The organism is Sinorhizobium sp. RAC02 (assembly GCF_001713395.1).
Taxonomy (GTDB): Bacteria; Pseudomonadota; Alphaproteobacteria; order Rhizobiales; family Rhizobiaceae; genus Shinella.
In genome coordinates, this window is record NZ_CP016450.1 from 852,487 (window position 1) to 876,661 (window position 24,175).

Genomic DNA, 24,175 nt, shown 5'->3' on the forward strand with positions numbered 1-24,175 from the left:
GCTGCGTTTTGCAGCTTTGCGCCGGGTTCCCGGCGCCTTTGGCTTGCGGCCTGCCGTCTTCGGCAGGCCTTTCGATTTCCGGAACCCGCCGGAGGCAAAAACGATGTTGTTAGAATATTTTCAGATGATTGACCGGGTCGAGGCCGTCGACGGTGCGCGTCGCGTGCTGAAGGCCCGCTCGGTCGTGCCGTCAAAGAGCCCGGTTTTCGAGGGCCATTTCCCCGGCATGCCGCTCGTTCCGGGTGTGCTGTTGATCGAGACCATGGCGCAGGCGTCCGGCTTTCTCGTGCTGGCAGCGTCCGATTTTGCGGCCATGCCGTTCCTGATGACCGTCGATGGCGCCAAGATGCGCACCTTCGTCGAGCCCGATGCGGTGCTCGACATCGAGGCGATGCTGGAGCATGACGGGTCGGGTTATGCCGTAACCAAGGCGAAGATCTCATCCGCCGGCAAGAAGGTTTGCGATGCGCAGCTCAAGCTGCGCACCATGCCGTTTGCCGAAGTGCCGCTCGCGGATATCGTGCGCAAGCGTGCGGAAGAGGTGGGTTTGTTCGAGGCGCTCGCGGCGTCTGCGGAAGGGAAATGAGCATGGCCAAGGCGAACAACGATGTGGTCATCACCGGCGTCGGCATCGTCACCTGTCACGGTGTCGGGGCTCAGACCCATGTGGAAATCCTCGGCGGTGCGACGGCGCCGGAGCTGAAGATCGAGACGGAGCGCTTTGCGCCCTATCCGGTCCATCCGATGCCGGAAATCGATTGGAACCAGCAGATCGCCAAGCGCGGCGACCAGCGCCAGATGGAAAACTGGCAGCGCCTCGGCGTTTTCACCGCCGGTCTCGCGCTGGATGACGCCGGACTGAAAGACAATGCGGAAGCCTGCGGCACGATGGACATGATCGTGGCTGCCGGCGGCGGCGAGCGCGACATCGCGGTGGATTCGCTGATCGTCGACGAGGGCCTGAAGCGCAACGACCGCGAGCAGCTTTTGAACGAAAAGCTGACGACGGAGCTCCGCCCGACACTCTTCCTTGCCCAGCTTTCCAACCTGCTCGCCGGCAATATCTCCATCGTGCACAAGGTCACGGGTTCCTCCCGCACCTTCATGGGTGAGGAAGCCGCCGGTATCAGCGCCGTCGAAACAGCGTTCCACCGCATTCGCGCCGGCCAGTCGACGCACACGCTGGTTGGCAGTGCGCTGGTTGCGGAGCGGCAGGACGTCATCCTGCTTTATGAGGCCATCGGTGCGCATGCGACCGGCGGCTGGACGCCGCTGTGGTCGCGTGACGAAAATGCCGGTGGCGGTATCATCACCGGTTCGGCTGCCGCGTTCCTCATCCTCGAATCCCGTGCGCATGCGGAAGCCCGTGGCGCGCGCATCTATGCGACGATCGATGCCATCGGCGGTGACCGTGGTTCGCGCGACGAAGGCCGTCTGGAAGCCCGGCTTGAGCGCCTGGCTGAAGGCGCCTCCACAGGTGGCGAGACCGTGGTCTTTTCCGGCGCATCCGGTGCGCATGATGCGACGGCACGCGAGAAGAGCTGGCTCGACACGCGTTTTTCCGGCAGTGCTGTGCGCGGCTACAGTGCCGTGATCGGCCAGTCGCTCGAGGCGCAGTTCCCGCTCGGCCTGGCGCTTGCCGCGCTGACGCTCGGCGGCGGCGTTACTGTCGCCCCGTTCGACACGGCGGTGGAAACAGCTATGAACGCGCCTGCCGCGACGGCCGTCGTGACGACGGTTGGCCATTCGCGCGGCGAAGGCGTCGCAATCCTTTCGGCAGAGAAGTGAGGTTCCGGCCATGACGAACGCCGCCTACAGGGATCATCTCGGTCGCCCGATCGTCGCCGTCACCGGCATGGGCGTCATCACCTCGCTGGGGCAGGGGCTCAAGGACAACTGGACCGCGCTCACCGGCGGCGTGTCCGGCATTCATGATATTACCCGCTTTCCGGTCGATGGCCTGAACACCCGTATTTCCGGCACGGTCGACTTCATCGACCTGCCGGTCGAAAACCCGGTTGAACGCTCCTACGCCTATGCGCGCGAGACGACGGATGAGGCCTTGGCGCAGGCCGGCCTTTCCGGCGAGTTCGGCGGACCGCTCTTCCTCGCTGCTCCGCCGATCGAGCCCGACTGGCGCGACCGTTTCGCACTCGCCGATCGCGCGCCACCATCGCAGCGTCCGGGCGATGCCTATGACCGTTTCCTTGCCGTGCTGCGGGGCAAGCCCGAGCCGGCGCTGCATGAGGCCTGGGCGTTCGGCGCGATCTCCGAGCGTCTTGCCGACCGCTACGGAACGCGCGGTCTGCCGGTAACGCTGTCGACTGCCTGCGCTTCGGGTGCCACGGCGATCCAGCTCGGTGTCGAGGCGATCCGTCAGGGTCGCACCGACCGGGCGCTCACTGTTGGTACCGATGGCTCGGTGACGGCCGAAGCCCTCATCCGCTTCGCGCTGCTCTCAGCGCTCTCGACGCAGAACGATCCGCCGACCAAGGCATCAAAACCGTTCAGCAAGGACCGCGACGGTTTTGTCATCGCCGAAGGCGCTGCGACGCTCGTGCTGGAATCGCTGGAGTCGGCCATCGCTCGCGGTGCAAAGGTGCTTGGTATCCTCAAGGGCTGCGGCGAGAAGGCGGACCATTTCCACCGCACGCGGTCTTCGCCGGATGGTGCCCCGGCCATCGCAACGATCCGCGCCGCGCTGGAAGATGCCGGCATCGACGAGAGCGGCATTGGCTATATCAACGCCCATGGCACCTCGACGCCGGAAAACGACAAGATGGAGTATCTCTCCATGTCGACCGTCTTCGGCGAAAAGCTGGCGGGCATCCCGGTGTCGTCGAACAAGTCGATGATCGGCCACACGCTGACGGCCGCCGGTGCGGTCGAGGCGGTGTTCTCGATCCAGACCATGCTGACCGGCACCCTGCCGCCGACCATCAATTACCAGAATCCCGACCCGGCAATCGTGCTCGACGTCGTGCCGAACGTGAAGCGCGACAAGCAGGTGACTGCCGTGCTTTCGAACTCCTTCGGCTTCGGCGGCCAGAACGCCAGCCTCGTCATGACGGCCGAACCGGCCTGATAGGAACAAGACCATGCGCGCCCTTCAGCTTCTCGACGACCGCAAGCTCGAACTGACCGACATCCCGGAACCGGACGCTCCCGGCCCGGGCGAGGTTACGTTGCGCGTGAAGGCCGTCGCCCTCAACCATATCGACGTCTGGGGCTGGCGCGGCATGGCGTTCGCCAAGCGCAAGATGCCGCTCGTCATCGGCGCGGAAGCGGCCGGCGTTGTCGAGACGCTCGGCCCGGGCGTTTCCAATGTTCTGCCCGGACAGCTCGTCTCCATCTACGGCGCGCGCACCTGCGGCCTCTGCAAGCCCTGCCGTGAAGGCCGCGACAATCTCTGCGAACATGTCGGCGGCGTGTACGGCTTCCATCTCGACGGTTTCGCGCAGGAGAAGGTTAACCTTCCTGCCCGCCTACTCGTGCCCGCACCGCCCGGTATCGATGCGGTTGCCGCCGCGCTCGCGCCCGTCACCTTCGGCACGGTCGAGCACATGCTGTTCGACAATGCCAAGCTCGAGCCAGGCGAGACGATCCTCGTTCATGCCGGCGGTTCCGGCATTGGTTCCGCGGCCATCCAGCTTGCCAAGAAGACCGGCTGCACCGTCATCACCACCGTCGGCTCGAACGACAAGATCGAGAAGGCCAAGGCGCTCGGTGCCGATCACGTCATCAACTATCGTGAAGACCGCTTCGAGGGCGTGGTGCGCAAGCTGACCAAGAAGAAAGGCGTCGACGTCGTCTTCGAACATGTCGGCAAGGATACATGGGCGGGCTCGATGCTGTGCATGAAGCGCGGCGGCCGTCTCGTCACCTGCGGCTCGACATCCGGTGTCTCGACCGACCTGAACCTGATGATGCTCTTCCAGCAGCAGCTGAAGCTGCTCGGGTCGTTTGGCTGCCGCATGGAAAACATGGCGAATGCCATGCAGAAGATGGCGCGCGGCGTCGTCCAGCCGGTCATCGATACGGAAGTCACCTTCGACGGTATCGCAACGGCGCTAGAGCGCATGGAATCGCGCCAGATCTTCGGCAAGATCGTCCTCAGGCTGGACTGACACGCGTGAAGATGATCGTCACACGCCTTGTCCTGGCGCTCCGGAACACACAGCAATGGCTGGTGGCGCAGTTCGCCTTCGGCCTGCTCAATCTCCTGAAGCTGCTGCCGGCCGACCGGGCAATCCATTTTGCCGACCGCGTGGCGCGCTGGATCGGCCCCAGGACGAGCCGGCACAAGCTGACGCTGACAAATTTGCGCAACGCTTTCCCGGAAAAGCCCGAGGCGGAGATCGAGGCGATTGCCCTCGATGCTTGGGGCAATATGGGCCGGCTTGCCGCCGAATATGTCTTTCTCGACCGGTTGTTCGATTTCGATCCTGAGCGTTCAGCGCCCGGCCGGATCGAGGTGTCGGGCATCCCGCTGTTCCTCGACCTGCGCGACAATCCGCGTCCCTTCATCGTCTTCACGGCGCATACCGGCAATTTCGAGCTGCTGCCGGTGGCCGGCGCGTCCTTCGGGCTTGACGTGACGGTGCTCTTCCGGCCGCCGAACAACCCCTATGTTGCCGACAAGGTGTTCGAATTCCGCCGCGCCCGCATGGGCAACCTCGTGCCGTCGCATGCCGGCTCCTCCTTCACGCTTGCCCGCAAGCTGGAGGGTGGCGGTCCGGTCGGCGTGCTGGTCGACCAAAAATTCAACAGGGGACTGCACACGAAATTCTTCGGCCGCGACGTGCAGACCAATCCGCTGCTTGCCAAGCTCGTCCGCCAGTTCGACTGCGAGGTCTATCCGGCTCGCTGCATCCGCCTGCCGGGCAATCGCTATCGGCTGGAGCTGGAGCCGGCAATGCAGGTTCCCCGCAAGGAGAATGGCGCCGTCGATGTCGATGCGACCGCCCAGATGCTCAACGACAAGGTGGAGCAGTGGGTGCGGGAATATCCCGGCCAATGGCTTTGGTACCATGATCGGTGGAATATCAAGCGCGGCCTTATTACTTGAGTGCTTACTATTTTTTTCTTTTCATTCTAATTTTGAATACGTTCAGTTTTCCGAATTATGCGACTTTTGGCTAATTCGGGTTTGACATCCTCCCGTTCGCTGTTACCATTTTGCTAATGTAAGCGCTTTGGATAGCATATTTGGGGAGGTAACGATCAAAGCTGCATATCACTTCCGGACAGTTTAAATAATGTAGTGATGCAATTGCTGTAGATTTCAGCAATTCAGGGAGCATGAATTGAAAGCTCTTGTAGAGTTGTTCTGGTTTAAGTATTCGCAACTCCAGCACGCAGTGAAGACGGGGAATGAACGTCTCGTTTCCATGCTGGACAGGGAAATCGAGCCCGCCTTGGCGGCTGTGTTGAACAGGGAAGCCAACGACGCTTCCGAACTGCGGTCCCAATTCCAATTCGTGGTGGACCTTCTCCGGGAAGAATCTGAAGACAGGGCCTGCGTGCTCCGGCAGGCGCATAGTTTCAAGATTTTGCTGGATCGCTATTTTGGCACCGAGGACGCTGCAACACCGTTCGGGTTGAAGCTGCCGGAGGCTTCACGGCCGATGGCGGTGCCGCGCGTGGTGGAGGACGGGTTGCTCAACGAGGCGATCCTCGAGAGTTTGCCGGACCGGGTTTCCGTCATTGCGACGGACTATCGCTATATCTATTCCAACCCGCTCAATGCCGAGCGCTTCAGCGAGAAACCCATCGATCTCGTGGGGCGGCATGTCGTGGAGTTCATCGGTGTGCAGCGTTTCGAGAGCCGGGTGAAGCGGCACCTTGACCGCTGCTTTGCGGGGGAGGTGGTCGAATACGACTATCTGTCCTCGCGTCTTGGCAATGCGATGATCCGCTGCCGCATGACGCCTTGCATGTCGGCAGCGGGAAATGCGCTCGGCGCTATCCTCGTGCTCCAGGAGCTGCAGGAAGTGCGCGACCCGATGGCGGCCTGATCCGTCTCATGCGGCAAGGCCGCCGCGCAGCATGAACTGCTGTTCGAAGGCAATATGACGCCGGATCGATTCGAAGAAGCCGCGGAGCATGTAGCCCGCGGCTTCTGCGTTTACGGTATCGTCGCCACTGCCGAGGCGCGTCAGCGTGTCGGTCAGCTCCTCCGCGAAGCATTCGTCCTCGACATGCTCGAATTTCAGCCGGGCGATGGACACCGTGAGTTCCGGATCGCCGGCGCCCTTGCTCTCCAGCAGCGGGAACAGGGCTTCCTCCTCATAGCGATGCACGCCATTGACCAGCGGAATCAGGGATTTGGCCGCGTAGATGCATTTTTGGCGATTGACGCTCGCCGGCAGGCTGTCGGCGATTTCCTCCAGCGCCGTGCAGAGCGTCAACTGCGTGTCGTGGGCTTTTTTCAGCCAGTCGAGCGAAACGGCATCCGTCGGACGATCCGAGAGCAACCGGGCGATATCTGCATAGTCTGTCATGTCATGCTTCCTCGTTTGGAGGGGCCGCGGGTGTCACGACGCGCGGCTGCGTCAACCTGTCCCTTTGATGCCGTCCGCTTCCGTTCCCTGCCTTGATCCATGTCAAGGATGCTTCCGTGCGCATCTGCGAAGCCTCAATCGAGCGCAAAGGCCGATTCCGTGAGGGAGCCGGCCTGAGCGAGAAATTGACCAGTTGGGGGATGCCAACGATGAAATATGTAACGGAAACGATCGTCCTGGCCGTCGGCGCGTTTATCGCGCTGCTCGGTGCGGCATTCGCCCACGACAGGCTCTTCGAGGCCCATATGTGGGTCCTCTTCTTCGTGCTGCTTGCCAGCACGCTCTTCATGATCCGGCGCATCTCCTTTGCGCCGGCCACCGCCGCCAAGTCGTCCCAGGATGACGACGGCTATTTCGACGAGGTGATCCGCTACGGCGTCATCGCGACGGTGTTCTGGGGTGTCATCGGCTTCCTGGTCGGCGTCGTCGTCGCTGCGCAGCTTGCCTTCCCCGATCTCAATATCGAGCCGTGGTTCAATTTCGGCCGCGTGCGCCCGCTGCACACCTCGGCCGTCATCTTCGCCTTCTGCGGCAACGCGTTGATCGCGACTTCGTTCTATGTCGTGCAGCGCACCTCGCGCGCCCGCCTTTTCGGCGGCAATCTCGGCTGGTTCGTGTTCTGGGGCTATCAGCTCTTCATCATCATGGCCGCCACCGGCTATCTGCTCGGCATCACGCAGGGCAGGGAATATGCCGAGCCGGAATGGTATGTCGACATCTGGCTGACCATCGTCTGGGTCGCCTATCTGATCGTGTTCCTCGGCACGATCATGACCCGCAAGGAACCCCACATCTATGTGGCCAACTGGTTCTTTCTCGCCTTCATCGTCACGGTCGCGATGCTGCACATCGTCAACAACCTGGCCGTCCCGGTCTCGTTCCTTGGCGTGAAGAGCTACTCTGCCTTCTCGGGCGTGCAGGATGCGCTGACCCAGTGGTGGTACGGCCACAATGCGGTTGGATTCTTCCTGACGGCCGGCTTCCTCGGCATGATGTACTATTTCGTCCCCAAGCACGTGAACCGTCCGGTCTATTCCTACCGCCTGTCGATCATCCATTTCTGGGCCCTGATCTTCATGTACATCTGGGCCGGCCCGCACCATCTGCACTATACGGCGCTGCCGGACTGGGCGCAGACGCTCGGCATGGTCTTCTCGATCATGCTCTGGATGCCCTCGTGGGGCGGCATGATCAACGGCCTGATGACGCTTCAGGGCGCCTGGGACAAGATCCGTACCGACCCGATCGTGCGCATGATGGTCATGGCCATCGCCTTCTACGGCATGGCGACCTTCGAAGGGCCGATGATGTCGATCAAGTCGGTCAACTCGCTCAGCCACTACACGGACTGGACGATCGGTCACGTACATTCGGGTGCGCTCGGCTGGAACGGCCTCATCACCTTCGGCGCGATCTATTTCCTCGTGCCAAAACTGTGGAAGCGTGAGCGGCTCTACTCGATCCGCATGGTCAACTGGCACTTCTGGCTCGCCACCCTCGGTATCGTCGTCTACGCGGCCGTCATGTGGGTTGCCGGCATCCAGCAGGGCCTGATGTGGCGCGAATACGACGAGCAGGGCTTCCTGGTCTACTCGTTCGCCGAAACGATCGCCGCCATGTTCCCCTACTACGTGCTGCGTGCCGTCGGCGGTGGGCTGTTCCTGCTGGGCGCGCTCATCATGGCCTACAACGTGACCATGACAATCCTCGGCTACCAGCGTGACGAGGCCCCGATCCCGGGTGCCACGCCCGCGCTCCAGCCGGCCGAATAGGAGGGGACGCGATGTCCATTCTTGATAAACACGCCATCCTTGAACGCAACGCGACGCTTCTCCTCGTTGGCTCGCTGCTCGTGGTCTCCATCGGCGGCATCGTCGAGATCGCCCCGCTGTTCTATCTCGAAAACACCATCGAGAAGGTGGAGGGCATGCGGCCTTACTCGCCGCTGGAGCTTGCCGGTCGCGACATCTACGTCCGCGAGGGCTGCTACACCTGTCATAGCCAGATGATCCGGCCCTTCCGCGACGAGGTGGAGCGCTACGGGCACTACTCACTGGCGGCGGAGTCGATGTACGACCATCCGTTCCAGTGGGGCTCGAAGCGCACGGGGCCGGATCTCGCCCGCGTCGGCGACCGCTACTCGAACGAGTGGCACGTCCAGCACCTGATCGAGCCGCGCTCGGTCGTGCCGGAATCGGTGATGCCGAGCTACGCCTTCCTCAAGGAGACGCCGGTCGATGTGAAGGCCATCTCGATGCACCTGTCGGCCAACCGCGCCGTCGGCGTGCCCTATACGGACGAGATGCTGGAAAACGCCGCAGCCGACATGAAGGCGCAGGCCGATCCGAATGCCGACACGTCTGGCATCGAGGCCCGCTACCCGAAGGCCAAGCTCGGCGATTTCGACGGCGACCCGGCAAAGCTCACCGAAATGGATGCGCTTGTCGCCTATCTGCAGATGCTCGGCACGCTGGTGGATTTCTCCACCTATGACGACGCCGCCGGTTACCGCTGAGGAGGGCCCCATGGAAACCTATACCGCCATGCGCCACTTCGCCGACAGCTGGGCGCTTCTCGCCATGACGCTGTTCTTCCTGGCCGTCGTCGCCTTCGTCTTCCGCCCCGGCGCCCGCAAGGCCGCCGAACGGGCTGCTGAAATCCCTCTCAAGGAGGACTGATCATGGCCGAGAAACATATTGACGAAATCTCGGGCGTCGAAACCACCGGCCACGAATGGGACGGTATCCGGGAACTCAACAACCCGATGCCGCGCTGGTGGGTCTGGACGTTCTATGCCACCATCCTCTGGGCGATCGGTTACACCATCGCGTTTCCGGCCTGGCCGCTGATCTCCGATGCGACGACCGGCATGCTCGGCTGGTCGAGCCGCGCCAACATCGCAACCGAGCTTGCCAGCGCCAAGCAAGCGCAGGCCGGCATGGTCGATCGCATCGCCAAGTCCTCCCTGCAGGAGATCATCGCCGATCCGCAGCTTTCGCAATTCGCGATCGCCGGCGGCGCCTCGGCCTTCAAGGTCAACTGTGCGCAGTGCCACGGCTCGGGTGCTGCGGGCTTCGTCGGTTTCCCGAACCTCAACGACGACGACTGGGTCTGGGGCGGCACGGTGGACGACATCTACCAGACGATCGCCCATGGCATCCGTCATCCGGGTGACGACGAGACCCGCGTCTCCGAGATGCCCGCCTATGGCGACATTCTCCAGCCCGAGGAAATCAAGCAGGTCGCGGCCTTCGTCGTCAACCTGACGGGCACGCCTGCGGATGCCGGCATGGTCGAACCCGGCAGGCAGATCTTTGCCGACAACTGCGCCGCCTGCCACGGCGAGGACGCCAGGGGCAACCACGAGATGGGCGCCCCGAACCTTGCCGATGCGATCTGGCTGAAGGGCGAGGGGGAGGCTGCCATCGCCGCGCAGATCAAGTCGCCGAAGCATGGTGTTATGCCGGCCTGGCTGCCGCGTCTAGGTGATCCGGCGGTCAAGCAACTCGCCGTCTTCGTCCATTCGCTGGGCGGCGGCGAGTAAGCACTAGACACTTTCAAGCAAGAAGGCCGCGGTTTCCGCGGCCTTTTTCATGCCACAACGGTGTTGCGGCCCGCCGATTTTGCCCGGTAGAGATTGCGATCGGAGGCCGCAAGTGCTTCCGCCGGGTCGAAGCGCGGCGCGCAGTGGAAGGCGCCGATGCTGATGCCGAGCGGGATACGCTGGCCGGAGGGCGCGATGAGGTCGATCGCCTCCACGGCCTCACGTATGGTCTGGGCGTGGTCGAGCATGCGCTCGGTCGAGGCTGCATGCAGGAAGATCGCAAACTCCTCGCCGCCCAGCCGGCCAACGAGATCGCCCTCCAGTGCGAGTTCGGAAAGCAGGCCACCGACGCGCGCGAGTGCTTCATCGCCTGTCGCATGACCAAAGCGGTCGTTGACCGACTTGAAATGATCGAGATCGAGGAACAGCAGGCCGCCATGTATGCCCGCGTCGCTCCGGGCCGCCAACTCGGCCATGAAGGTCGCGCGGTTGAGGAGGCCGGTGAGTGCATCGCGCTGCGCCTGGTGCTGGAGGCGGGCATAGGCGACCGAAAGCTCGTCCTTTGCCGCAGCGAGCGCGGTATTGGCCGAGCGCAGCTTCTCGGCCAGATAGAAATGCACGAACGAGGCGGGGATGGAGATGACGATGGGACAGACGATCGTCATGACGAGACCCGCGCCTGCAACCTCGCCGCCCATCAGCGGCACGAAGGCGAAGCTGATGAGAAGGGATGCCAGCGTGGAGAGCACGGCGACCAACAGTGTCTTGCCGAGGATTTTGTACATAAACAGGCCCGCGTTCGTTTGATCGCAGGCCCTGCCTAGGAGCGTCTGATTGAAAAAGCCTGAATTCCTTCGCTAAAAGTCGCCAGGGCACTCACATTGACGCTGCGAAAGGCCGATTACCGGTCGGACCAGACCGCGAGCTCGTAGCCGTCGGGGTCCGCGAACTGGAAACGCCGGCCGCCGGGGAAGGCGAAGATGGGTTTCAAGATCGTTCCGCCGGCCCTTTCCACCCGGCCGACCGCGTCTTCGAGATCGTCGGCAAAGAGGATAACGAGCGGTCCGCCCTTGGCGGAGACCGGTGTGAGCGTCGTGAAGCCGCCGGTGAGGCGGCCGTCCTGAAACTCGCAATATTCCGGGCCGAAGTCCGTGAACGTCCAGCCGAAGGCGCCGCCGTAGAAGGCCTTGCTCCGGGCGATGTCGGTAACGTTGAATTCGATATAGTCGATCTTGCGATCGGCACCCTTGCCACTCATCGCGGGTTCTCCTTGTCTTCCATCAATCTTTTCAGTGTCTCGAGGTCGCGGGCGATGTGCGCCGCATCCGACTCGAAGGCTGTATCGTCCATACCCGGTTGGCGCAGCAGCGTGAACATCACTTCCGCGCCATCGCCATTCGGCACAACGCGCAGCGCATTGTCGACGACGACGCCGTTCGGCAGCGTCACCCTATGGTCGATGACACCGAACGCGTTCGGCGGCGCAAAGCGCACGCGCACAGCGCCGATCGGCCCGCCATCGGCGATCCAGTCCTCGCCGTCGCGTGTCAGGCCCGCCGCCAGGCCGGAGGCCCAGAGCGGCATGTTTTCCGGCTGGGCGGCAAAGGCATAAACCGCGCGCCAGTCGCGCGCGATGGATCGGTGGATGATGCGGGCGGGAACGGTGGTCATCGCTGTCTCCTCTTTCCTGAGAATAGAGGAAATGGTGGGTAAATGTCGAACGAAAAGTGAACATTTTACCGCACGGCGCGTGCGAAGTTGACTTGCGTGGGACCCTGATGCGGCAACCCGCCACGTCCGCCTATGCCTGAAACTTGACGTAGATCAACGATGGTGGGGCTTGTTGTCGTCATTGTGGTGGCACAACGACAGGTGCGGCCGAGTCCCATGCAACAGAATACCACCACGATCTACAATTCCATCGAGCGACACGAAGCGGAGCCGGTCAATTCGGCGAAGGTTCGCAAACCGCTTTACGAAAAGCGCAAGAAGATCTTTCCAAAGCGCGCGGAGGGGCGTTTCCGCCAGTTCAAGTGGCTGGTCATGCTGGTGACGCTCGGCATCTACTACCTGACGCCGTGGATCCGCTGGGACCGTGGGCCGCATGCGCCGGACCAGGCGGTTCTCGTCGATCTCGCCGGCCGTCGCTTCTACTTCTTCTTCATCGAGATCTGGCCGCAGGAATTCTTCTTCGTCGCGGGCCTGCTCGTCATGGCGGGTTTCGGGCTGTTTCTCGTCACTTCCGCGGTCGGTCGAGCCTGGTGCGGCTATGCCTGTCCGCAGACCGTCTGGGTCGATCTCTTCCTCGTCGTGGAACGGGCAATCGAGGGCGATCGCAATGCGCGCATCAAGCTCGACACCGGTCCGTGGACGCTTAACAAGGTCTGGAAGCGTGTCAGCAAACATGCTGTCTGGCTGGTGATCGCTGTTGCGACCGGCGGTGCGTGGATCTTCTATTTCGCCGATGCGCCGACGCTGCTCGTCAATTTCGCGACCTTGCAGGCCCCGCCCGTCGCCTACATCACCGTCGCGATCCTGACGACGACGACCTACATCTTCGGCGGGCTGATGCGCGAGCAGGTCTGCACCTATATGTGCCCGTGGCCGCGCATCCAGGCGGCGATGCTCGATGAAAGCTCGCTAGTCGTCACCTACAACGATTGGCGAGGCGAACCGCGCAGCCGCCATGCCAAGAAGGTGGCCGCTGCCGGCGAGAGCGTTGGCGACTGCGTCGATTGCAACGCCTGCGTCGTCGTCTGTCCCATGGGCATCGATATCCGCGATGGCCAGCAAATGGAGTGCATCACCTGCGCGCTGTGCATCGATGCCTGCGACAACGTGATGGACAAGATCGGCAAGGAGCGGGGCCTCATCGCCTATGCCACCCTGTCGGACTATGCGGCCAACATGGCGCTCGCCACGGCAGGCGGCGCCGTGCCGGTCGATCCCAAGCGCGTGCGCGATGCCGATGGCCGCTTCGACGAGAAGGTCCGTCACTTCAACTGGCGCATCATTTTTCGCCCGCGCACGCTGCTCTATTTCGGTATCTGGTCGCTGGCCGGGCTGGTGCTGCTTTATGCACTCCTGTCGCGCGACCGGCTGGACATGAACGTCATCCACGACCGTAACCCCCAGTTCGTCGTCGAATCCGACGGGTCGATCCGCAATGGCTATGCCGTAAAGCTGCTCAACATGATCCCGGAACCGCGCGTCATCACGGTGTCGATCGAGGGTATGCCGGGCGCCACCATGAAGATCGCCGGCCATGCCGGCTCGGTCGGCCGCAGCGTCGATGTGCCGGTCGACCCGGACAAGGTGACGGCGCTGCGCGTCTTCGTCACCTTGCCGAAGGATCGCCTCACGGAAGCGACCGAAGGCTTCCAGATCATCGCCGAAGACCGCCAGGGCCACGAGCGCGACGTCTACTCCGCCAACTTCAACACGCCGGGAGCAAAGTGATGGCTATGCAGAACAAGGAGCAGGGTTTCGTCTTCACCGGCTGGCACATGCTCGGCATCATGGTGCTGTTTTTCGGCACCATCATCACCGTCAACATGATCATGGCCTGGAACGCCTCCAACAGCTGGAGCGGCCTTGTCGTGCAGAACACCTATGTCGCCAGCCAGCAGTTCAACGGCAAGGTGGCCGAGGCCAAGGCGCATGCCGCGAGCGGCATCGAGGGCAGTCTCGTGATCGAGAACGGGCGCATCGCCTATCGTGTCGTCGACGCCAAAGGTGGGCCGGTTGTCGCCAATGAGGTTGCCGCCACCTTCAAGCGTCCTGTCGATGAGCGCGAAGATTTCACGCTTGCGCTGGAGCCGGACGGGCCGGGGCTGTTCGTTGCGGAACGCGACGTTCCCGTCGGCCAGTGGATCGTTGATATCAGCACGAAACAGGACGGTGCAAAGGTGTTCCACCAGACCCTCCGGACCATTGTCGCGGGAGGGGCAAAATGAGCTGCTGCGCACCCGGCACGGAAGGCGCCGCCGAGGTGGCGCGTCTATCGCACGCCTTGCCGTCGTCGGAAGAGTTGCTGCTTGCCAGCCGTCCGGTGGGCGAGGGGCTGCGACAGAGCGAGCTGAGCGTGCCGGGCGTGCATTGCGGCACCTGCATCACCACCATCGAGGCTGCACTGAACGCCTTGCCGGCAGTGGTTCGTGCGCGCGTCAATCTGTCCACCCGTCGGGTCTCGGTGGTCTGGATGGAGGATATGGACGGTCAGCGCACCGATCCGCAGGTCTTTGCGGCCGCCATCCGCGCTACCGGCTACGACATGCATCTCTTTTCGTTCGCAGCGGAGGGCGATGACGCGCTGCGCAACCAGTTGATCCGCGCCGTCGCCGTCGCGGGCTTTGCCGCAACGAACATCATGCTGCTCTCGGTTTCGGTGTGGTCGGGGGCCGAGGCCGCGACGCGTGACCTGTTCCACTGGATCTCCGCCTTCATCGCCGGCCCGACGCTGATCTATGCCGGCCGCTTTTTCTACCAGTCGGCCTGGAATGCATTGCGCCACGGTCGCACCAACATGGACGTGCCGATCGCGCTCGCTATCACGCTGTCCTACACGGTTTCGCTCTGGGAAACCGTGCACAGTGCCGAACATGTGTGGTTCGATGCGACGGTGAGCCTGCTGTTCTTCCTGCTCATCGGGCGCACGCTGGATCATGTCATGCGCGACCGCGCACGCTCGGCCATAACCGGTCTTGCACGCCTTTCGCCGCGTGGCGCCATGGTGGTGCGGCCGGACGGTACACGCGACTACCGCCCGGTGGAGGAGATCGCGGTCGGCGAACACCTCTCCATTTCTGCCGGCGAACGCATCCCCGTCGATTGCCGCGTGCTGTCGGGTGCCAGCGATGTCGATCGCTCGATCGTCAATGGCGAGAGCGATCCGCTGGCCGCCACGCCGGGCACGCAGCTGGAAGCCGGGGCGATGAACCTCACCGGTTCGCTGCTGGTGGAGGCCGTCGCGACTGCGCGCAACTCGTTTCTTTCGGAAGTCATTGGCCTCATGGAAGCGGCCGAAGGCGGCCGGGCGCGCTATCGCCGCATTGCCGACCGCGCCGCGCAGATCTATTCGCCGGCCGTGCATCTCCTGGCGCTCGTCTCCTTTCTCGGCTGGGGTTTTTACGATGGTGACTGGAAGCATGCCATGCTCGTCGCCATCGCGGTCCTGATCATCACCTGCCCCTGCGCGCTCGGCCTTGCGGTGCCGGTCGTTCAGGTCGTGGCGGCGGGCCGGCTTTTTGCCGGCGGGGTCATGGTCAAGGACGGGTCCGCCATGGAGCGCCTTGCCGAAATCGACACCGCCGTCTTCGATAAGACCGGTACGCTGACGCTCGGCAAGCCGCGCCTTGTCGACCGGGAGACGGCGAACCGGTCCCATCTTGCCCTCGCGGCGGCGCTGGCTTCCCATTCGCGACATCCACTCTCGCTGGCGCTGGCGGCAGCCAATGCCGGCCCCATGCCGGTCATCGAAGCGGTAAGCGAGATTGCCGGCGGCGGTCTGGAAGCCGTGACCTCGCAAGGCGTGCTTCGTCTTGGCAGCCGTACCTTCGCCTGCGGCAAGGCCATGTTGGGTGAGGAGGCGCATGGGCTTTCCGAGGTGGTGCTGTCGCGTGACGGCACGGTGCTGGAAACCTTCCGTTTCGAAGATGCGGTGCGCACCGGCGCGGCGGAGGCCATAACGGCTCTCAAGCGCGAGCGGGTCGAGATGGCGATCCTCTCCGGCGACCGCGCACCAGCCGTTTCGCGCGTTGCCGGCATGCTTGGTATCGGCCATTGGCGCGCTGCCCTGTCGCCGCGCGAAAAGACGGAGGAGGTTGCCGAGCGTGCCGCGGCCGGGCGCCGTGTGCTGATGGTCGGCGACGGCATCAACGATGCGCCGGCGCTTGCGGCAGCTCACGTCTCGATCGCTCCGGCGACGGCGGCGGATGTCGGCCGGCAGGCGGCGGATTTCGTCTTCCTGCATGAAAGCCTCGAAGCCATACCCTTCGCTTTCGAGACCGCGCGGCGTGCCGACCGGCTGATCCGGCAGAATTTCGCGCTCGCCGTCGGCTACAACGTCATCGCCGTGCCTGTTGCAATTCTTGGCCACGCGACGCCGCTGATCGCCGCCATTGCCATGTCCACGTCATCGATCATCGTGGTGGTGAACTCGCTTCGCCTGCGCGGAAAATTGCCGGCCTTCGCTGCTCGTGCGACGGACGAAGCCCGCCCGGCAGCATCTGTGGTGCAAGCTGCATGAACACGCTGATTTTCCTCATTCCCATCGCGCTCTTCCTCGGCGGGCTGGGGCTCGTCGCCTTCCTCTGGTCGCTGAAGAGCGGCCAGTATGACGATGTCGAGGGGGCCGCCTGGCGCATACTTGACGACGGCGAGGACAAGCCCGGGCGGTAGGTTCGATTGGTTCTAAAATGGCCTTTTGTCCAAACAATTGCTTGTCGTAAATCGATTTGAATGCCAAAACACCACGGCTGGAGCCGAGGCTCCAAACTCTCTTTTTGCGCGGCGTTTCCGGCATAAGTCCGGACAAATCCCACGCCGCGCCATCCTACGGAGGTATGAACGTGGCACAGGCGGAAATCGGGCTTATCGGTCTCGGTGTTATGGGGTCGAATCTCGCGCTCAACATCGCCGAGAAGGGCAACAAGATCGCGGTCTTCAACCGCACGGTGGCGCGCACGAAGGAATTCTACGAGGAGGCCGGTGCGCTCCAGGGCCAGATCGTGCCCTGCGATACCATCGAGGAGTTTGTCGCGGCCATCCGCCCGCCGCGCCCGATCATTATAATGATCCAGGCAGGGGCTGCGGTCGACCAGCAGATGGAATTGCTGCGTCCGTATCTCGAGAAAAACGACATCATGATCGATGCCGGTAACGCGAACTTCCGCGATACGATGCGTCGCTTCGATGCGCTGAAGGATTCCGGCCTGACCTTCATCGGCATGGGCGTTTCCGGCGGTGAAGAGGGCGCGCGTCACGGCCCGTCCATCATGGTCGGTGGCAAGGAAGATTCCTGGAAGCGCGTCGAGACCGTGCTGACCTCGATTGCCGCCAAGTACAATGACGACCCGTGTGTCGCGTGGCTCGGCGAAAACGGTGCCGGTCACTTCGTCAAGACCATCCACAACGGCATCGAATATGCCGACATGCAGATGATTGCCGAAATTTACGGCATCCTGCGCGATGGCCTGAAGATGAGCGCCTCCGAGATTGCCGACGTCTTCGCCGAGTGGAACAAGGGCCGCCTCGAATCCTACCTGATCGAGATTTCGGCAACGGTGCTCGCCGCGAAGGATCCGATCGGTGGTGGCCCGATGGTCGACATGATCCTCGACAAGGCCGGCCAGAAGGGCACGGGCAAATGGTCAGCTATCGAGGCGCAGAACATGGGCGTGCCCGCGACCGGCATCGAAGCCGCCGTTGCCGCCCGTTCCATCTCTTCGTTCAAGACCGAGCGTGAAGCCGCTGAAAAGATCCTCGGCCTGCCGGATGTTCCGGCTCTCCAGGTGTCCGACAAGGCTGCCTTCATCAAGGACCTCGAAAGCGCGCTGCTCGCCGGCAAGATCGGTGCCTATGCACAGGGGTTTGCGGTGATGTCGGCCGCCTCGAAGGAGTACAACTGGAACCTGCCGATGCCGACGATCGCCAAGATCTGGCGCGCCGGCTGCATCATCCGCTCGCAGTTCCTCGACGAGATCACCAGCGCGTTTACCAAGGCACCGGATGCGGCAAACCTTATCGTCACCCCGGCCTTCGCGACGATGGTGAAGGACACCGATGGCGCCCTGCGTCGTGTCGTCTCCGCAGCAGCGCTTCATGGCCTGCCGGTTCCGGCACTCGCCTCGGCGCTCGGCTACTTCGACAGCTACCGTCGCGCGCGCGGCACGGCAAACGTCATCCAGGCGCAGCGCGACTTCTTCGGTGCGCATGGCTTTGACCGCGTCGACGGTGCCGACAGCCACCATGGCCCATGGGGCTCCGGCCTTAACGGCTGAGAATAACAAAGGCCCGGTCGAGAGACCGGGCCTTTTGCTTATGGGCGTTTGCAGCGACGTTAGGCGTAGAGGCCACGAAGATGAGGGCCGGCCACACCTTCCGATGCGGCAGCCGGGGTAAGTTCGACCGATGCCCTTGGTGGCGGCATTCTCGTGCCGATGGCAAAAAGGATTGCGCTGCCGACGGCAAAGGCGGCAAAGAGCAGGAACATGCCGGGGCCGCCGAATGCACCCAGCATGAGGCCGCCGAGGGTTGGGCCGACGAAGTTGCCGACGGTCGAGAAGGAGTGGGCGCCGAAATAACTGCCCCGGTTGCGGTCGTTCGCAATGCCATCGACCAGCATGTATTCCGACGGTACGACGAGGATTTCCCCGATCGTGAAAATCACCATCGAGATCGCGAGGCTCCAGAAGCCCGTGGACGCCAGGAAACCAAGTTCGCCCGCCAGAAACAGCAGGCAGCCGATCACCAGTGCGTTGAGGGCGCCGGCGCGCTCGATGAAGCGGCGGGCAAACGGGTTCCCCAGCAGGACGACGGCACCATTGATGGAGACGATGTAAGCGAAGATTTCCACGCCACCGGAGATGTTGCCGGCGAGATAGGGAGCGAGTGTTGCCGACCATTGGCCATAGACGGCGACCAGCAAGGTGCCGCCACCGACGAAGAAGGCCAGGCGTGGGTCCCGGATCGCGGTCTTGATGCTCTGAAGTATCGAGATTTTGGGCGCGGCGGCGGTCTCCCCACTATCCTGATACGCCGGGACTTTCAGCAGATGCAGGGCAAGCGCAAACAGCGCATAGACGATGCCCGCGATGACAAAAAGCATGGTGGATGCAGCACCCGCGGCGATGCCGATCAGCGGACCGACGGCAAAGCCGAAATTGATCGCCGTATAGCGCCAGGAGAAATATTTGAGGCGCATCGGCTCGGGGCAGACATCGCTCATAAGGGCGCGCGAAATCGGCTCGTTGATCGCGATGGCGACGGCCGCGACGATCTGGGCAAGGCAGAAGGCGAGAACCGTTTCGGCAATCCCCATCCCGGCCATGGCGATCGCCATGGAGAGGAGGGTGAGCGTGAGGACCGTCTTGCGCCCGACCTTGTCGGACAGGGAGCCCGCGAACGGCGCCGCGACCGCCCCCACCAGAGGGCCGATCCCCAAGAGGACGCCGATCATGGCTGGGCCGAGCCCAAATGATTGCTGCAGCTTGATGGCGAGGAACGACAGCGTCATCGCCCTCGCGACATTCACGAAGCCTGCCCCGGCGACGAGGAACAGCACATAGTTCAATCTCTGCTTTTCGTGTCCCATTGCTTGCCGCTCCGTCGCATTTCGCTTGCTCGTCGCGAACCGTCTGATTCACGCGATCGCACTGCGATGCCGTAAAAATGGGCAGCCTGCAACAGCTACAAATCGCCACGCCGGATGCGTCAGCTCTCGTCCGTCGGAATCGGGTAGCTCAGCGTTTGAAGTTCTTCCGCCGGCTTTCCCTCGATGCGAGCGATCACGGCTTTCGCAAGTTCCCGGCCGGCAAGGCGAATGTCTTCCCGCATGATCACGACTTCCGGGCGAAGCCACTGCAGGAGCATGTGCGATTCCTTGGAGGCCAGGTCGATATCCTGCCCGAGCTTGCGGCCGGCCGCTTCAAGGGCGGCAATCAGCGCAACGGCACCGGAACCGCTGCCGCAGACAATGCCGTCCGGCGCATCGGCGGCCGTGAGCATGGCTTCCCCGGCTCTGCGGATATCGACGAGGCTGGAATCAAGGTTGACCTGGCTGAACGGCACCGCCGTTGCGCCAAAATCGCGGATACCTTTTTCGAAACCGGCCTGCATATGCAGGTGGAAGGTCAGGTAAGGCGGCGGCTGGAGCAGTGCTATACGCTTGCGGCCGCGCTCGACGAGCTTGCGGACACCCTCATAGGCGAATCGTTCGTTGTCGAAATCGTGGTAGGGGTGGGTGAGCCCCATTTCCGTCCGCCCGTGGGTGGAGAAGGGGAAATTGCGCTCCATCATCAGCGCGACACGCGGGTCCTTGGGCTCCGTGCGTGAAATGATCACGCCATCGGCTGCCCCGGTTTCCAGGACGTAGCGCACGGGGTCGAGCGCGTTGCCCTGCGTGCGGTAGGGCGTCACCACCAGGTGATACTGCGTCGAGGCAAGAATTTCGGATATGCCGACGACCATCGGGCTCGTCAGGCCCATGATCTCTTCCTCGAGGCTGAGGATCAGGCAAATGACGTTCGTCTTGCCGGTGCGCAGGCGCACGCCGGCACGGTTGGGCTGGTAGCCGATCTGGCGGGCGACGAGGCGCACGCGCTCCTTCGTCTCGCTGCTGATGTCAGGCGCATCCTTCAGCGCGCGTGACACCGTGGTAATGCCAAGGCCGGTCATGAAGGCGATCGTCTTCAGCGTCGGCCGTTCGCTGTTTGGCGAAAGCGTCGCTGTCTGGCCCTCGCTTGTCTTCTTGCTCATCCCCTGCCTGCCACCTCTCCGTATTAGCGCCCGGTTATGCATTTTTTAACCTCGGCCGCTACTCCCCGTCGAAATTCCTATAAATCTGTAACGATGCAGCTTCTTTGTCGAGAGGAAAACAAGAGGATTTTTGTTCTCTGGCGCGAGAAATCCGGCATTGCACCGCAAAGTCATAAATTATGCGCTTGCGAAGTTTCACTCGCAGCTTGGGCTGATGATTTCGTGAAATAGTAAATGAAAATAATATGTTGTCTGCTATGTCGCGCTACGCTACACCGTGCGAGATGTGGCCCTTCCCGGTAGTCGGCAACGCGTTCTTGGGTCGGAAGCCGATATTTGTGCGCCGAGCCTGTTGCGCGATTAAATCGATTGGGTTAGCTTTTTACTGCAACGTTTCAGTGAGGGAGGAAACTCATGAAAATTCGCTCTATGGCTGCTATCTTGGCAGCGACAGTGGTTCTGCCGTTCGCCGCAGCCAATGCGACCGATCTGGAAGTAACCCATTGGTGGACGTCCGGCGGGGAGGCCGCGGCGGTCGCTGAACTGGCAAAGGCTTTCGACGCGACGGGCAACAAGTGGGTTGATGGCGCCATCGCCGGCTCTGGCGGCACGGCGCGGCCGATCATGGTCAGCCGCATCACCGGCGGTGATCCGATGGCCGCCACGCAGTTCAACCACGGCCGCCAGGCCGAGGAACTGGTCGAGGCCGGGCTGATGCGCGACCTGACGGATGTCGCGACGCGCGAAAACTGGAAGGACATCATCAAGCCGGCAAGCCTGCTCGACGGCTGCACGATCGACGGCAAGATCTATTGCGCGCCGGTCAATATCCATTCCTGGCAGTGGTTGTGGCTCTCCAACGAAGCTTTTGAAAAGGCCGGCGTCGCCGTTCCGAAGAACTGGGACGAATTCGTCGCCGCAGCTCCGGCACTCGAAAAAGTCGGCATCGTTCCGCTCGCCGTCGGCGGTCAGCCGTGGCAGGCATCCGGTGCCTTCGACGTGCTGTTGCTGGCAATCGGCGGGAAGGACACCTTCTACAAGGTCTACAAGGACAAGGACGCCGACGTGGCTGCCGGTCCTGATATCGCCAAGATATTCAAGGCTGCCGAGGATGCCCGGCGCATGTCCAAGGGCACGAACGTGCAGGATTGGAATCAGGCGACCAACATGGTCATCACGGGCAAGGCCGGTGGCCAGATCATGGGCGACTGGGCACAGGGTGAATTCGCGCTCGCCGGCAAGGTTGCGGGCAAGGATTATACCTGCCTTCCGGGCCTTGGCGTGACCGACATGATTGCGACGGGTGGAGACGCCTTCTATTTCCCGATGCTTCAAGACGAGGAGAAGTCGAAGGCGCAGGAAGTGCTCGCCTCTACGCTGGTAAGTCCGGCAGCGCAGGTCGCTTTCAACCTGAAGAAGGGCTCGCTGCCGGTGCGTGGTGATGTCGATCTCGCCGCCGCCAACGACTGCATGAAAAAGGGTCTCGACATCCTCGCCAAGGGGAACGTGGTCGAATGGACGGACCAACTGCTTTCTGCCGACAGCCAGAAGCAGAAGGAGGATCTATTCTCCGAATTCTTTGCCAACGCATCGATGACGGCGGAGGACGCCCAGAAGCGTTTTGCCGACATCATCGCCTCGGCGGACTGACCAGCGATATGAGATCGCGGCCGGCGGCGTCCTGCCGTCGGCCGGTTCCGGCGACTGCTTCACGTAGGCGTCGCCCCATCGCTGATCAAGACCAAGGAGGAGTGACCCATGACGGGCCAGGCACACACCGGTCGCCCCAGTAAATTGCTGCGCAATCTCAGTTCCAAGATTGCCTCCATTCCCATGATGCTCACCGCCGTCGTCATCTTTCTCGGCGGCACGGTCTGGACGGTCGTCTATTCGTTCACCAACTCGAAACTGCTGCCGCGGGCGAACTTCGTCGGCTTCGATCAGTACGAGCGCCTCTGGGACGCGCCGCGCTGGATCATGTCGATCCAGAACCTTGCGATCTACGGCGTCTTCACGCTCGTCTTCAGCCTGGTGGTCGGTTTCCTGCTGGCCGCGCTGATGGACCAGAAGATTCGTTTCGAGAATACCTTTCGCACGATCTTTCTCTATCCTTTCGCCCTGTCGTTCATCGTTACCGGCCTCGTCTGGCAATGGATTCTCAATCCGGAATTCGGCGTCCAGTCGGTGGTGCGCTCACTCGGCTGGACGAGTTTCACCTTCGATCCGCTCTACAATGCCGACATCGTCATCTACGGCGTGCTGATCGCCGGGCTCTGGCAGGGCACGGGTCTTGTCATGTGCCTGCTGCTGGCGGGTCTGCGCGGCATCGATGAGGACATCTGGAAGGCGTCGCGCGTCGACGGCATCCCGATGTGGAAGACCTATCTCTTCATCGTCATCCCCATGATGCGTCCGGTCTTCATCACGACGCTCGTCATCATCGCGAGCGGCATCGTCAAGGTCTACGACCTCGTGGTGGCGCAGACCAGCGGCGGACCGGGCATCGCGTCCGAGGTGCCGGCAAAATACGTCTACGACTACATGTTCCAGGCGCAGAACCTGGGGCAGGGCTTTGCCGCCTCCACCATGATGCTCGTCACCGTCGCTATCATCATCGTGCCATGGGCCTATCTCGAGTTTGGAGGGCGCAAGCGTGTCTGACAGCATTACTCTCAAGGCCGGCCCCGCACTTGCCGCAGCCACCAAAGCCGGTGTCGAACCGCGCGGCGCAAAACCCCGCCGTGCGCTCTCCGGCCGCAACATCATGCTTTACGGTACGCTTACCGTGGCGGCGCTCTATTACCTGCTGCCGCTCTACGTGATGGTCGTCACGTCCATGAAGGGCATGCCGGAAATCCGCCTCGGCAACATTTTTTCGCCGCCGCTGGAAGTGACCTTCGAGCCGTGGGTGAAAGCCTGGGCGCAGGCCTGCACGGGCCTGAACTGCGATGGTCTTTCGCGCGGCTTCTGGAATTCTGTGCGCATCACCGTTCCCTCGACGTTGATCTCGATCCTCGTCGCCTCGGTCAACGGCTATGCGCTGGCCAACTGGAAGTTCAAGGGTGCAGACCTGTTCTTCACCATCCTCATCATCGGCGCCTTCATTCCCTATCAGGTGATGATCTACCCGATCGTCATCGTGCTGCGCGAAATGGGTATCTACGGCACGCTGACCGGCCTCGTCATCGTGCACACGATCTTCGGCATGCCGATCCTGACGCTGCTCTTCCGCAACTACTTCTCGTCGCTGCCGGAAGAGCTGTTCAAAGCGGCGCGCATCGATGGCGCCGGCTTCTGGCAGATCTATTTCCGCATCATGCTGCCCATGTCGCTGCCGATCTTCGTCGTCGCGATGATCCTGCAGATCACCGGCATCTGGAACGACTTCCTGTTCGGCGTCGTGTTCACGCGGCCGGAATATTACCCGATGACGGTGCAGCTCAACAACATCGTCAACTCCGTCCAGGGGGTGAAGGAATACAACGTCAACATGGCCGCGACCCTGCTCACCGGTGCGGTTCCGCTCATCGTCTATTTCGTGTCGGGACGACTGTTCGTCCGCGGCATCGCCGCCGGCGCAGTCAAGGGTTAA

General features: G+C 62.5%; 24 protein-coding genes. 18 read left to right on the forward strand and 6 right to left on the reverse strand.

From position 1 onward, the window contains the following. Positions 1-103 precede the first annotated feature (103 nt). The 6 genes from BSY16_RS03990 (at position 104) to BSY16_RS04015 (ending at position 6,017) form a co-directional block, all read left to right on the forward strand. Positions 104-586: a 3-hydroxyacyl-ACP dehydratase FabZ family protein gene (locus tag BSY16_RS03990; protein WP_069061355.1), complete on the forward strand. Its 483-nt coding sequence runs from the start codon at positions 104-106 to the stop codon at positions 584-586. Positions 587-588: 2 nt separating this feature from the next. Then, complete coding sequence (locus BSY16_RS03995; RefSeq protein WP_069058475.1) at positions 589-1,788, forward strand: beta-ketoacyl-ACP synthase; 1,200 nt, start codon at positions 589-591, stop codon at positions 1,786-1,788. 10 nt (positions 1,789-1,798) lie between these two features. Beyond that, a complete protein-coding gene (locus BSY16_RS04000; protein WP_069058476.1) occupies positions 1,799-3,085 on the forward strand; it encodes a beta-ketoacyl-ACP synthase in 1,287 nt (428 codons plus the stop codon). 13 nt (positions 3,086-3,098) lie between these two features. Next, positions 3,099-4,127 (forward strand): zinc-binding dehydrogenase, encoded by a 1,029-nt coding sequence (locus BSY16_RS04005; protein WP_069058477.1) that lies wholly within the window; start codon positions 3,099-3,101, stop codon positions 4,125-4,127. Positions 4,128-4,138: 11 nt separating this feature from the next. Beyond that, positions 4,139-5,068, forward strand: a complete 930-nt coding sequence (locus BSY16_RS04010) for a lipid A biosynthesis lauroyl acyltransferase (RefSeq protein WP_069058478.1) — start codon at positions 4,139-4,141, stop codon at positions 5,066-5,068. A gap of 322 nt (positions 5,069-5,390) precedes the next feature. Further along, positions 5,391-6,017 (forward strand): PAS domain-containing protein, encoded by a 627-nt coding sequence (locus BSY16_RS04015; RefSeq protein ID WP_083242821.1) that lies wholly within the window; start codon positions 5,391-5,393, stop codon positions 6,015-6,017. Between the two features lie 6 nt (positions 6,018-6,023). Here BSY16_RS04015 and BSY16_RS04020 read toward each other — a convergent pair whose 3' ends face one another. Next, positions 6,024-6,503 (reverse strand): hemerythrin domain-containing protein, encoded by a 480-nt coding sequence (locus tag BSY16_RS04020; RefSeq protein ID WP_069058480.1) that lies wholly within the window; start codon positions 6,501-6,503, stop codon positions 6,024-6,026. 209 nt (positions 6,504-6,712) lie between these two features. Here BSY16_RS04020 and ccoN point away from each other — a divergent pair, with 209 nt between their 5' ends. The 4 genes from ccoN to ccoP are packed head-to-tail and all read left to right on the forward strand — an operon-like array spanning position 6,713 to position 10,107. Next, positions 6,713-8,335: a cytochrome-c oxidase, cbb3-type subunit I gene (gene ccoN / locus BSY16_RS04025; RefSeq protein WP_069061356.1), complete on the forward strand. Its 1,623-nt coding sequence runs from the start codon at positions 6,713-6,715 to the stop codon at positions 8,333-8,335. Between the two features lie 11 nt (positions 8,336-8,346). Then, positions 8,347-9,078: a cytochrome-c oxidase, cbb3-type subunit II gene (ccoO, locus tag BSY16_RS04030; RefSeq protein WP_069058481.1), complete on the forward strand. Its 732-nt coding sequence runs from the start codon at positions 8,347-8,349 to the stop codon at positions 9,076-9,078. A gap of 10 nt (positions 9,079-9,088) precedes the next feature. Beyond that, positions 9,089-9,241, forward strand: a complete 153-nt coding sequence (locus BSY16_RS04035) for a CcoQ/FixQ family Cbb3-type cytochrome c oxidase assembly chaperone (protein WP_069058482.1) — start codon at positions 9,089-9,091, stop codon at positions 9,239-9,241. 2 nt (positions 9,242-9,243) lie between these two features. Then, positions 9,244-10,107 carry a cytochrome-c oxidase, cbb3-type subunit III gene (gene ccoP, locus BSY16_RS04040; protein WP_069058483.1) on the forward strand — a complete coding sequence of 288 codons (864 nt, stop codon included), beginning with the start codon at positions 9,244-9,246 and terminating at the stop codon, positions 10,105-10,107. A 47-nt stretch (positions 10,108-10,154) separates the two neighbouring features. Here the strand turns inward: ccoP and BSY16_RS04045 are convergent, their stop codons facing one another. From BSY16_RS04045 to BSY16_RS04055, 3 genes are all read right to left on the reverse strand, one after another. After that, positions 10,155-10,892 carry a GGDEF domain-containing protein gene (locus tag BSY16_RS04045; protein ID WP_069058484.1) on the reverse strand — a complete coding sequence of 246 codons (738 nt, stop codon included), beginning with the start codon at positions 10,890-10,892 and terminating at the stop codon, positions 10,155-10,157. Between the two features lie 116 nt (positions 10,893-11,008). Continuing rightward, positions 11,009-11,365 carry a VOC family protein gene (locus BSY16_RS04050; RefSeq protein ID WP_069058485.1) on the reverse strand — a complete coding sequence of 119 codons (357 nt, stop codon included), beginning with the start codon at positions 11,363-11,365 and terminating at the stop codon, positions 11,009-11,011. Continuing rightward, positions 11,362-11,778 carry a polyketide cyclase gene (locus tag BSY16_RS04055; RefSeq protein ID WP_069058486.1) on the reverse strand — a complete coding sequence of 139 codons (417 nt, stop codon included), beginning with the start codon at positions 11,776-11,778 and terminating at the stop codon, positions 11,362-11,364. The genes BSY16_RS04050 and BSY16_RS04055 overlap by 4 nt, the downstream gene beginning before the upstream one ends. Positions 11,779-11,994: 216 nt before the next feature. Here BSY16_RS04055 and ccoG point away from each other — a divergent pair, with 216 nt between their 5' ends. The 5 genes from ccoG to gnd all read left to right on the forward strand — a co-directional run bounded on the left by ccoG (position 11,995) and on the right by gnd (position 18,107). Continuing rightward, on the forward strand, positions 11,995-13,566 hold the full coding sequence (gene ccoG / locus BSY16_RS04060; RefSeq protein WP_069058487.1) for a cytochrome c oxidase accessory protein CcoG: 1,572 nt from the start codon (positions 11,995-11,997) through the stop codon (positions 13,564-13,566). Then, a complete protein-coding gene (locus tag BSY16_RS04065; RefSeq protein WP_069058488.1) occupies positions 13,566-14,063 on the forward strand; it encodes a FixH family protein in 498 nt (165 codons plus the stop codon). Before ccoG ends, BSY16_RS04065 begins: the two co-directional genes overlap by 1 nt. After that, positions 14,060-16,354 (forward strand): heavy metal translocating P-type ATPase, encoded by a 2,295-nt coding sequence (locus BSY16_RS04070; protein ID WP_083242822.1) that lies wholly within the window; start codon positions 14,060-14,062, stop codon positions 16,352-16,354. Before BSY16_RS04065 ends, BSY16_RS04070 begins: the two co-directional genes overlap by 4 nt. Beyond that, entirely contained in the window at positions 16,351-16,506 is a 156-nt protein-coding gene (gene ccoS / locus BSY16_RS04075; RefSeq protein ID WP_069058489.1) for a cbb3-type cytochrome oxidase assembly protein CcoS, read from the forward strand. Before BSY16_RS04070 ends, ccoS begins: the two co-directional genes overlap by 4 nt. A 170-nt stretch (positions 16,507-16,676) precedes the next feature. Then, a complete protein-coding gene (gene gnd, locus BSY16_RS04080) occupies positions 16,677-18,107 on the forward strand; it encodes an NADP-dependent phosphogluconate dehydrogenase (protein ID WP_069061358.1) in 1,431 nt (476 codons plus the stop codon). A gap of 59 nt (positions 18,108-18,166) precedes the next feature. On the opposite strand, the gene BSY16_RS04085 is transcribed toward gnd, so the two are convergent. Further along, a complete protein-coding gene (locus BSY16_RS04085) occupies positions 18,167-19,420 on the reverse strand; it encodes an MFS transporter (RefSeq protein ID WP_069058490.1) in 1,254 nt (417 codons plus the stop codon). A gap of 119 nt (positions 19,421-19,539) precedes the next feature. Beyond that, the gene (locus BSY16_RS04090) at positions 19,540-20,583 is read right to left on the reverse strand and encodes a LacI family transcriptional regulator (RefSeq protein WP_069058491.1); all 1,044 of its coding nucleotides are present in this window, start codon (positions 20,581-20,583) and stop codon (positions 19,540-19,542) included. 414 nt (positions 20,584-20,997) lie between these two features. On the opposite strand from BSY16_RS04090, the gene BSY16_RS04095 reads away from it, so the two are divergent. From BSY16_RS04095 to BSY16_RS04105, 3 genes are all read left to right on the forward strand, one after another. Continuing rightward, positions 20,998-22,233 carry an ABC transporter substrate-binding protein gene (locus tag BSY16_RS04095; RefSeq protein ID WP_069058492.1) on the forward strand — a complete coding sequence of 412 codons (1,236 nt, stop codon included), beginning with the start codon at positions 20,998-21,000 and terminating at the stop codon, positions 22,231-22,233. Positions 22,234-22,341: 108 nt separating this feature from the next. Then, positions 22,342-23,244 carry a carbohydrate ABC transporter permease gene (locus BSY16_RS04100; RefSeq protein ID WP_069058493.1) on the forward strand — a complete coding sequence of 301 codons (903 nt, stop codon included), beginning with the start codon at positions 22,342-22,344 and terminating at the stop codon, positions 23,242-23,244. A 103-nt stretch (positions 23,245-23,347) separates the two neighbouring features. Beyond that, a complete protein-coding gene (locus BSY16_RS04105; protein ID WP_286157201.1) occupies positions 23,348-24,175 on the forward strand; it encodes a carbohydrate ABC transporter permease in 828 nt (275 codons plus the stop codon).

Excerpts from the sequence above, each read along its gene's own strand:
- BSY16_RS03990 (WP_069061355.1), top strand. The coding sequence starts at position 104 with ATGTTGTTAGAATATTTTCAGATGATTGACCGGGTCGAGGCCGTCGAC.
- BSY16_RS03995 (WP_069058475.1), top strand. The coding sequence starts at position 589 with ATGGCCAAGGCGAACAACGATGTGGTCATCACCGGCGTCGGCATCGTC.
- BSY16_RS04000 (WP_069058476.1), top strand. The coding sequence starts at position 1,799 with ATGACGAACGCCGCCTACAGGGATCATCTCGGTCGCCCGATCGTCGCC.
- BSY16_RS04005 (WP_069058477.1), top strand. The coding sequence starts at position 3,099 with ATGCGCGCCCTTCAGCTTCTCGACGACCGCAAGCTCGAACTGACCGAC.
- BSY16_RS04010 (WP_069058478.1), top strand. The coding sequence starts at position 4,139 with ATGATCGTCACACGCCTTGTCCTGGCGCTCCGGAACACACAGCAATGG.
- BSY16_RS04015 (WP_083242821.1), top strand. The coding sequence starts at position 5,391 with ATGCTGGACAGGGAAATCGAGCCCGCCTTGGCGGCTGTGTTGAACAGG.
- BSY16_RS04020 (WP_069058480.1), bottom strand. The coding sequence starts at position 6,503 with ATGACAGACTATGCAGATATCGCCCGGTTGCTCTCGGATCGTCCGACG.
- ccoN (WP_069061356.1), top strand. The coding sequence starts at position 6,713 with ATGAAATATGTAACGGAAACGATCGTCCTGGCCGTCGGCGCGTTTATC.
- ccoO (WP_069058481.1), top strand. The coding sequence starts at position 8,347 with ATGTCCATTCTTGATAAACACGCCATCCTTGAACGCAACGCGACGCTT.
- BSY16_RS04035 (WP_069058482.1), top strand. The coding sequence starts at position 9,089 with ATGGAAACCTATACCGCCATGCGCCACTTCGCCGACAGCTGGGCGCTT.
- ccoP (WP_069058483.1), top strand. The coding sequence starts at position 9,244 with ATGGCCGAGAAACATATTGACGAAATCTCGGGCGTCGAAACCACCGGC.
- BSY16_RS04045 (WP_069058484.1), bottom strand. The coding sequence starts at position 10,892 with ATGTACAAAATCCTCGGCAAGACACTGTTGGTCGCCGTGCTCTCCACG.
- BSY16_RS04050 (WP_069058485.1), bottom strand. The coding sequence starts at position 11,365 with ATGAGTGGCAAGGGTGCCGATCGCAAGATCGACTATATCGAATTCAAC.
- BSY16_RS04055 (WP_069058486.1), bottom strand. The coding sequence starts at position 11,778 with ATGACCACCGTTCCCGCCCGCATCATCCACCGATCCATCGCGCGCGAC.
- ccoG (WP_069058487.1), top strand. The coding sequence starts at position 11,995 with ATGCAACAGAATACCACCACGATCTACAATTCCATCGAGCGACACGAA.
- BSY16_RS04065 (WP_069058488.1), top strand. The coding sequence starts at position 13,566 with ATGGCTATGCAGAACAAGGAGCAGGGTTTCGTCTTCACCGGCTGGCAC.
- BSY16_RS04070 (WP_083242822.1), top strand. The coding sequence starts at position 14,060 with ATGAGCTGCTGCGCACCCGGCACGGAAGGCGCCGCCGAGGTGGCGCGT.
- ccoS (WP_069058489.1), top strand. The coding sequence starts at position 16,351 with ATGAACACGCTGATTTTCCTCATTCCCATCGCGCTCTTCCTCGGCGGG.
- BSY16_RS04085 (WP_069058490.1), bottom strand. The coding sequence starts at position 19,420 with ATGGGACACGAAAAGCAGAGATTGAACTATGTGCTGTTCCTCGTCGCC.
- BSY16_RS04090 (WP_069058491.1), bottom strand. The coding sequence starts at position 20,583 with ATGAGCAAGAAGACAAGCGAGGGCCAGACAGCGACGCTTTCGCCAAAC.
- BSY16_RS04095 (WP_069058492.1), top strand. The coding sequence starts at position 20,998 with ATGAAAATTCGCTCTATGGCTGCTATCTTGGCAGCGACAGTGGTTCTG.
- BSY16_RS04100 (WP_069058493.1), top strand. The coding sequence starts at position 22,342 with ATGACGGGCCAGGCACACACCGGTCGCCCCAGTAAATTGCTGCGCAAT.
- BSY16_RS04105 (WP_286157201.1), top strand. The coding sequence starts at position 23,348 with ATGCTTTACGGTACGCTTACCGTGGCGGCGCTCTATTACCTGCTGCCG.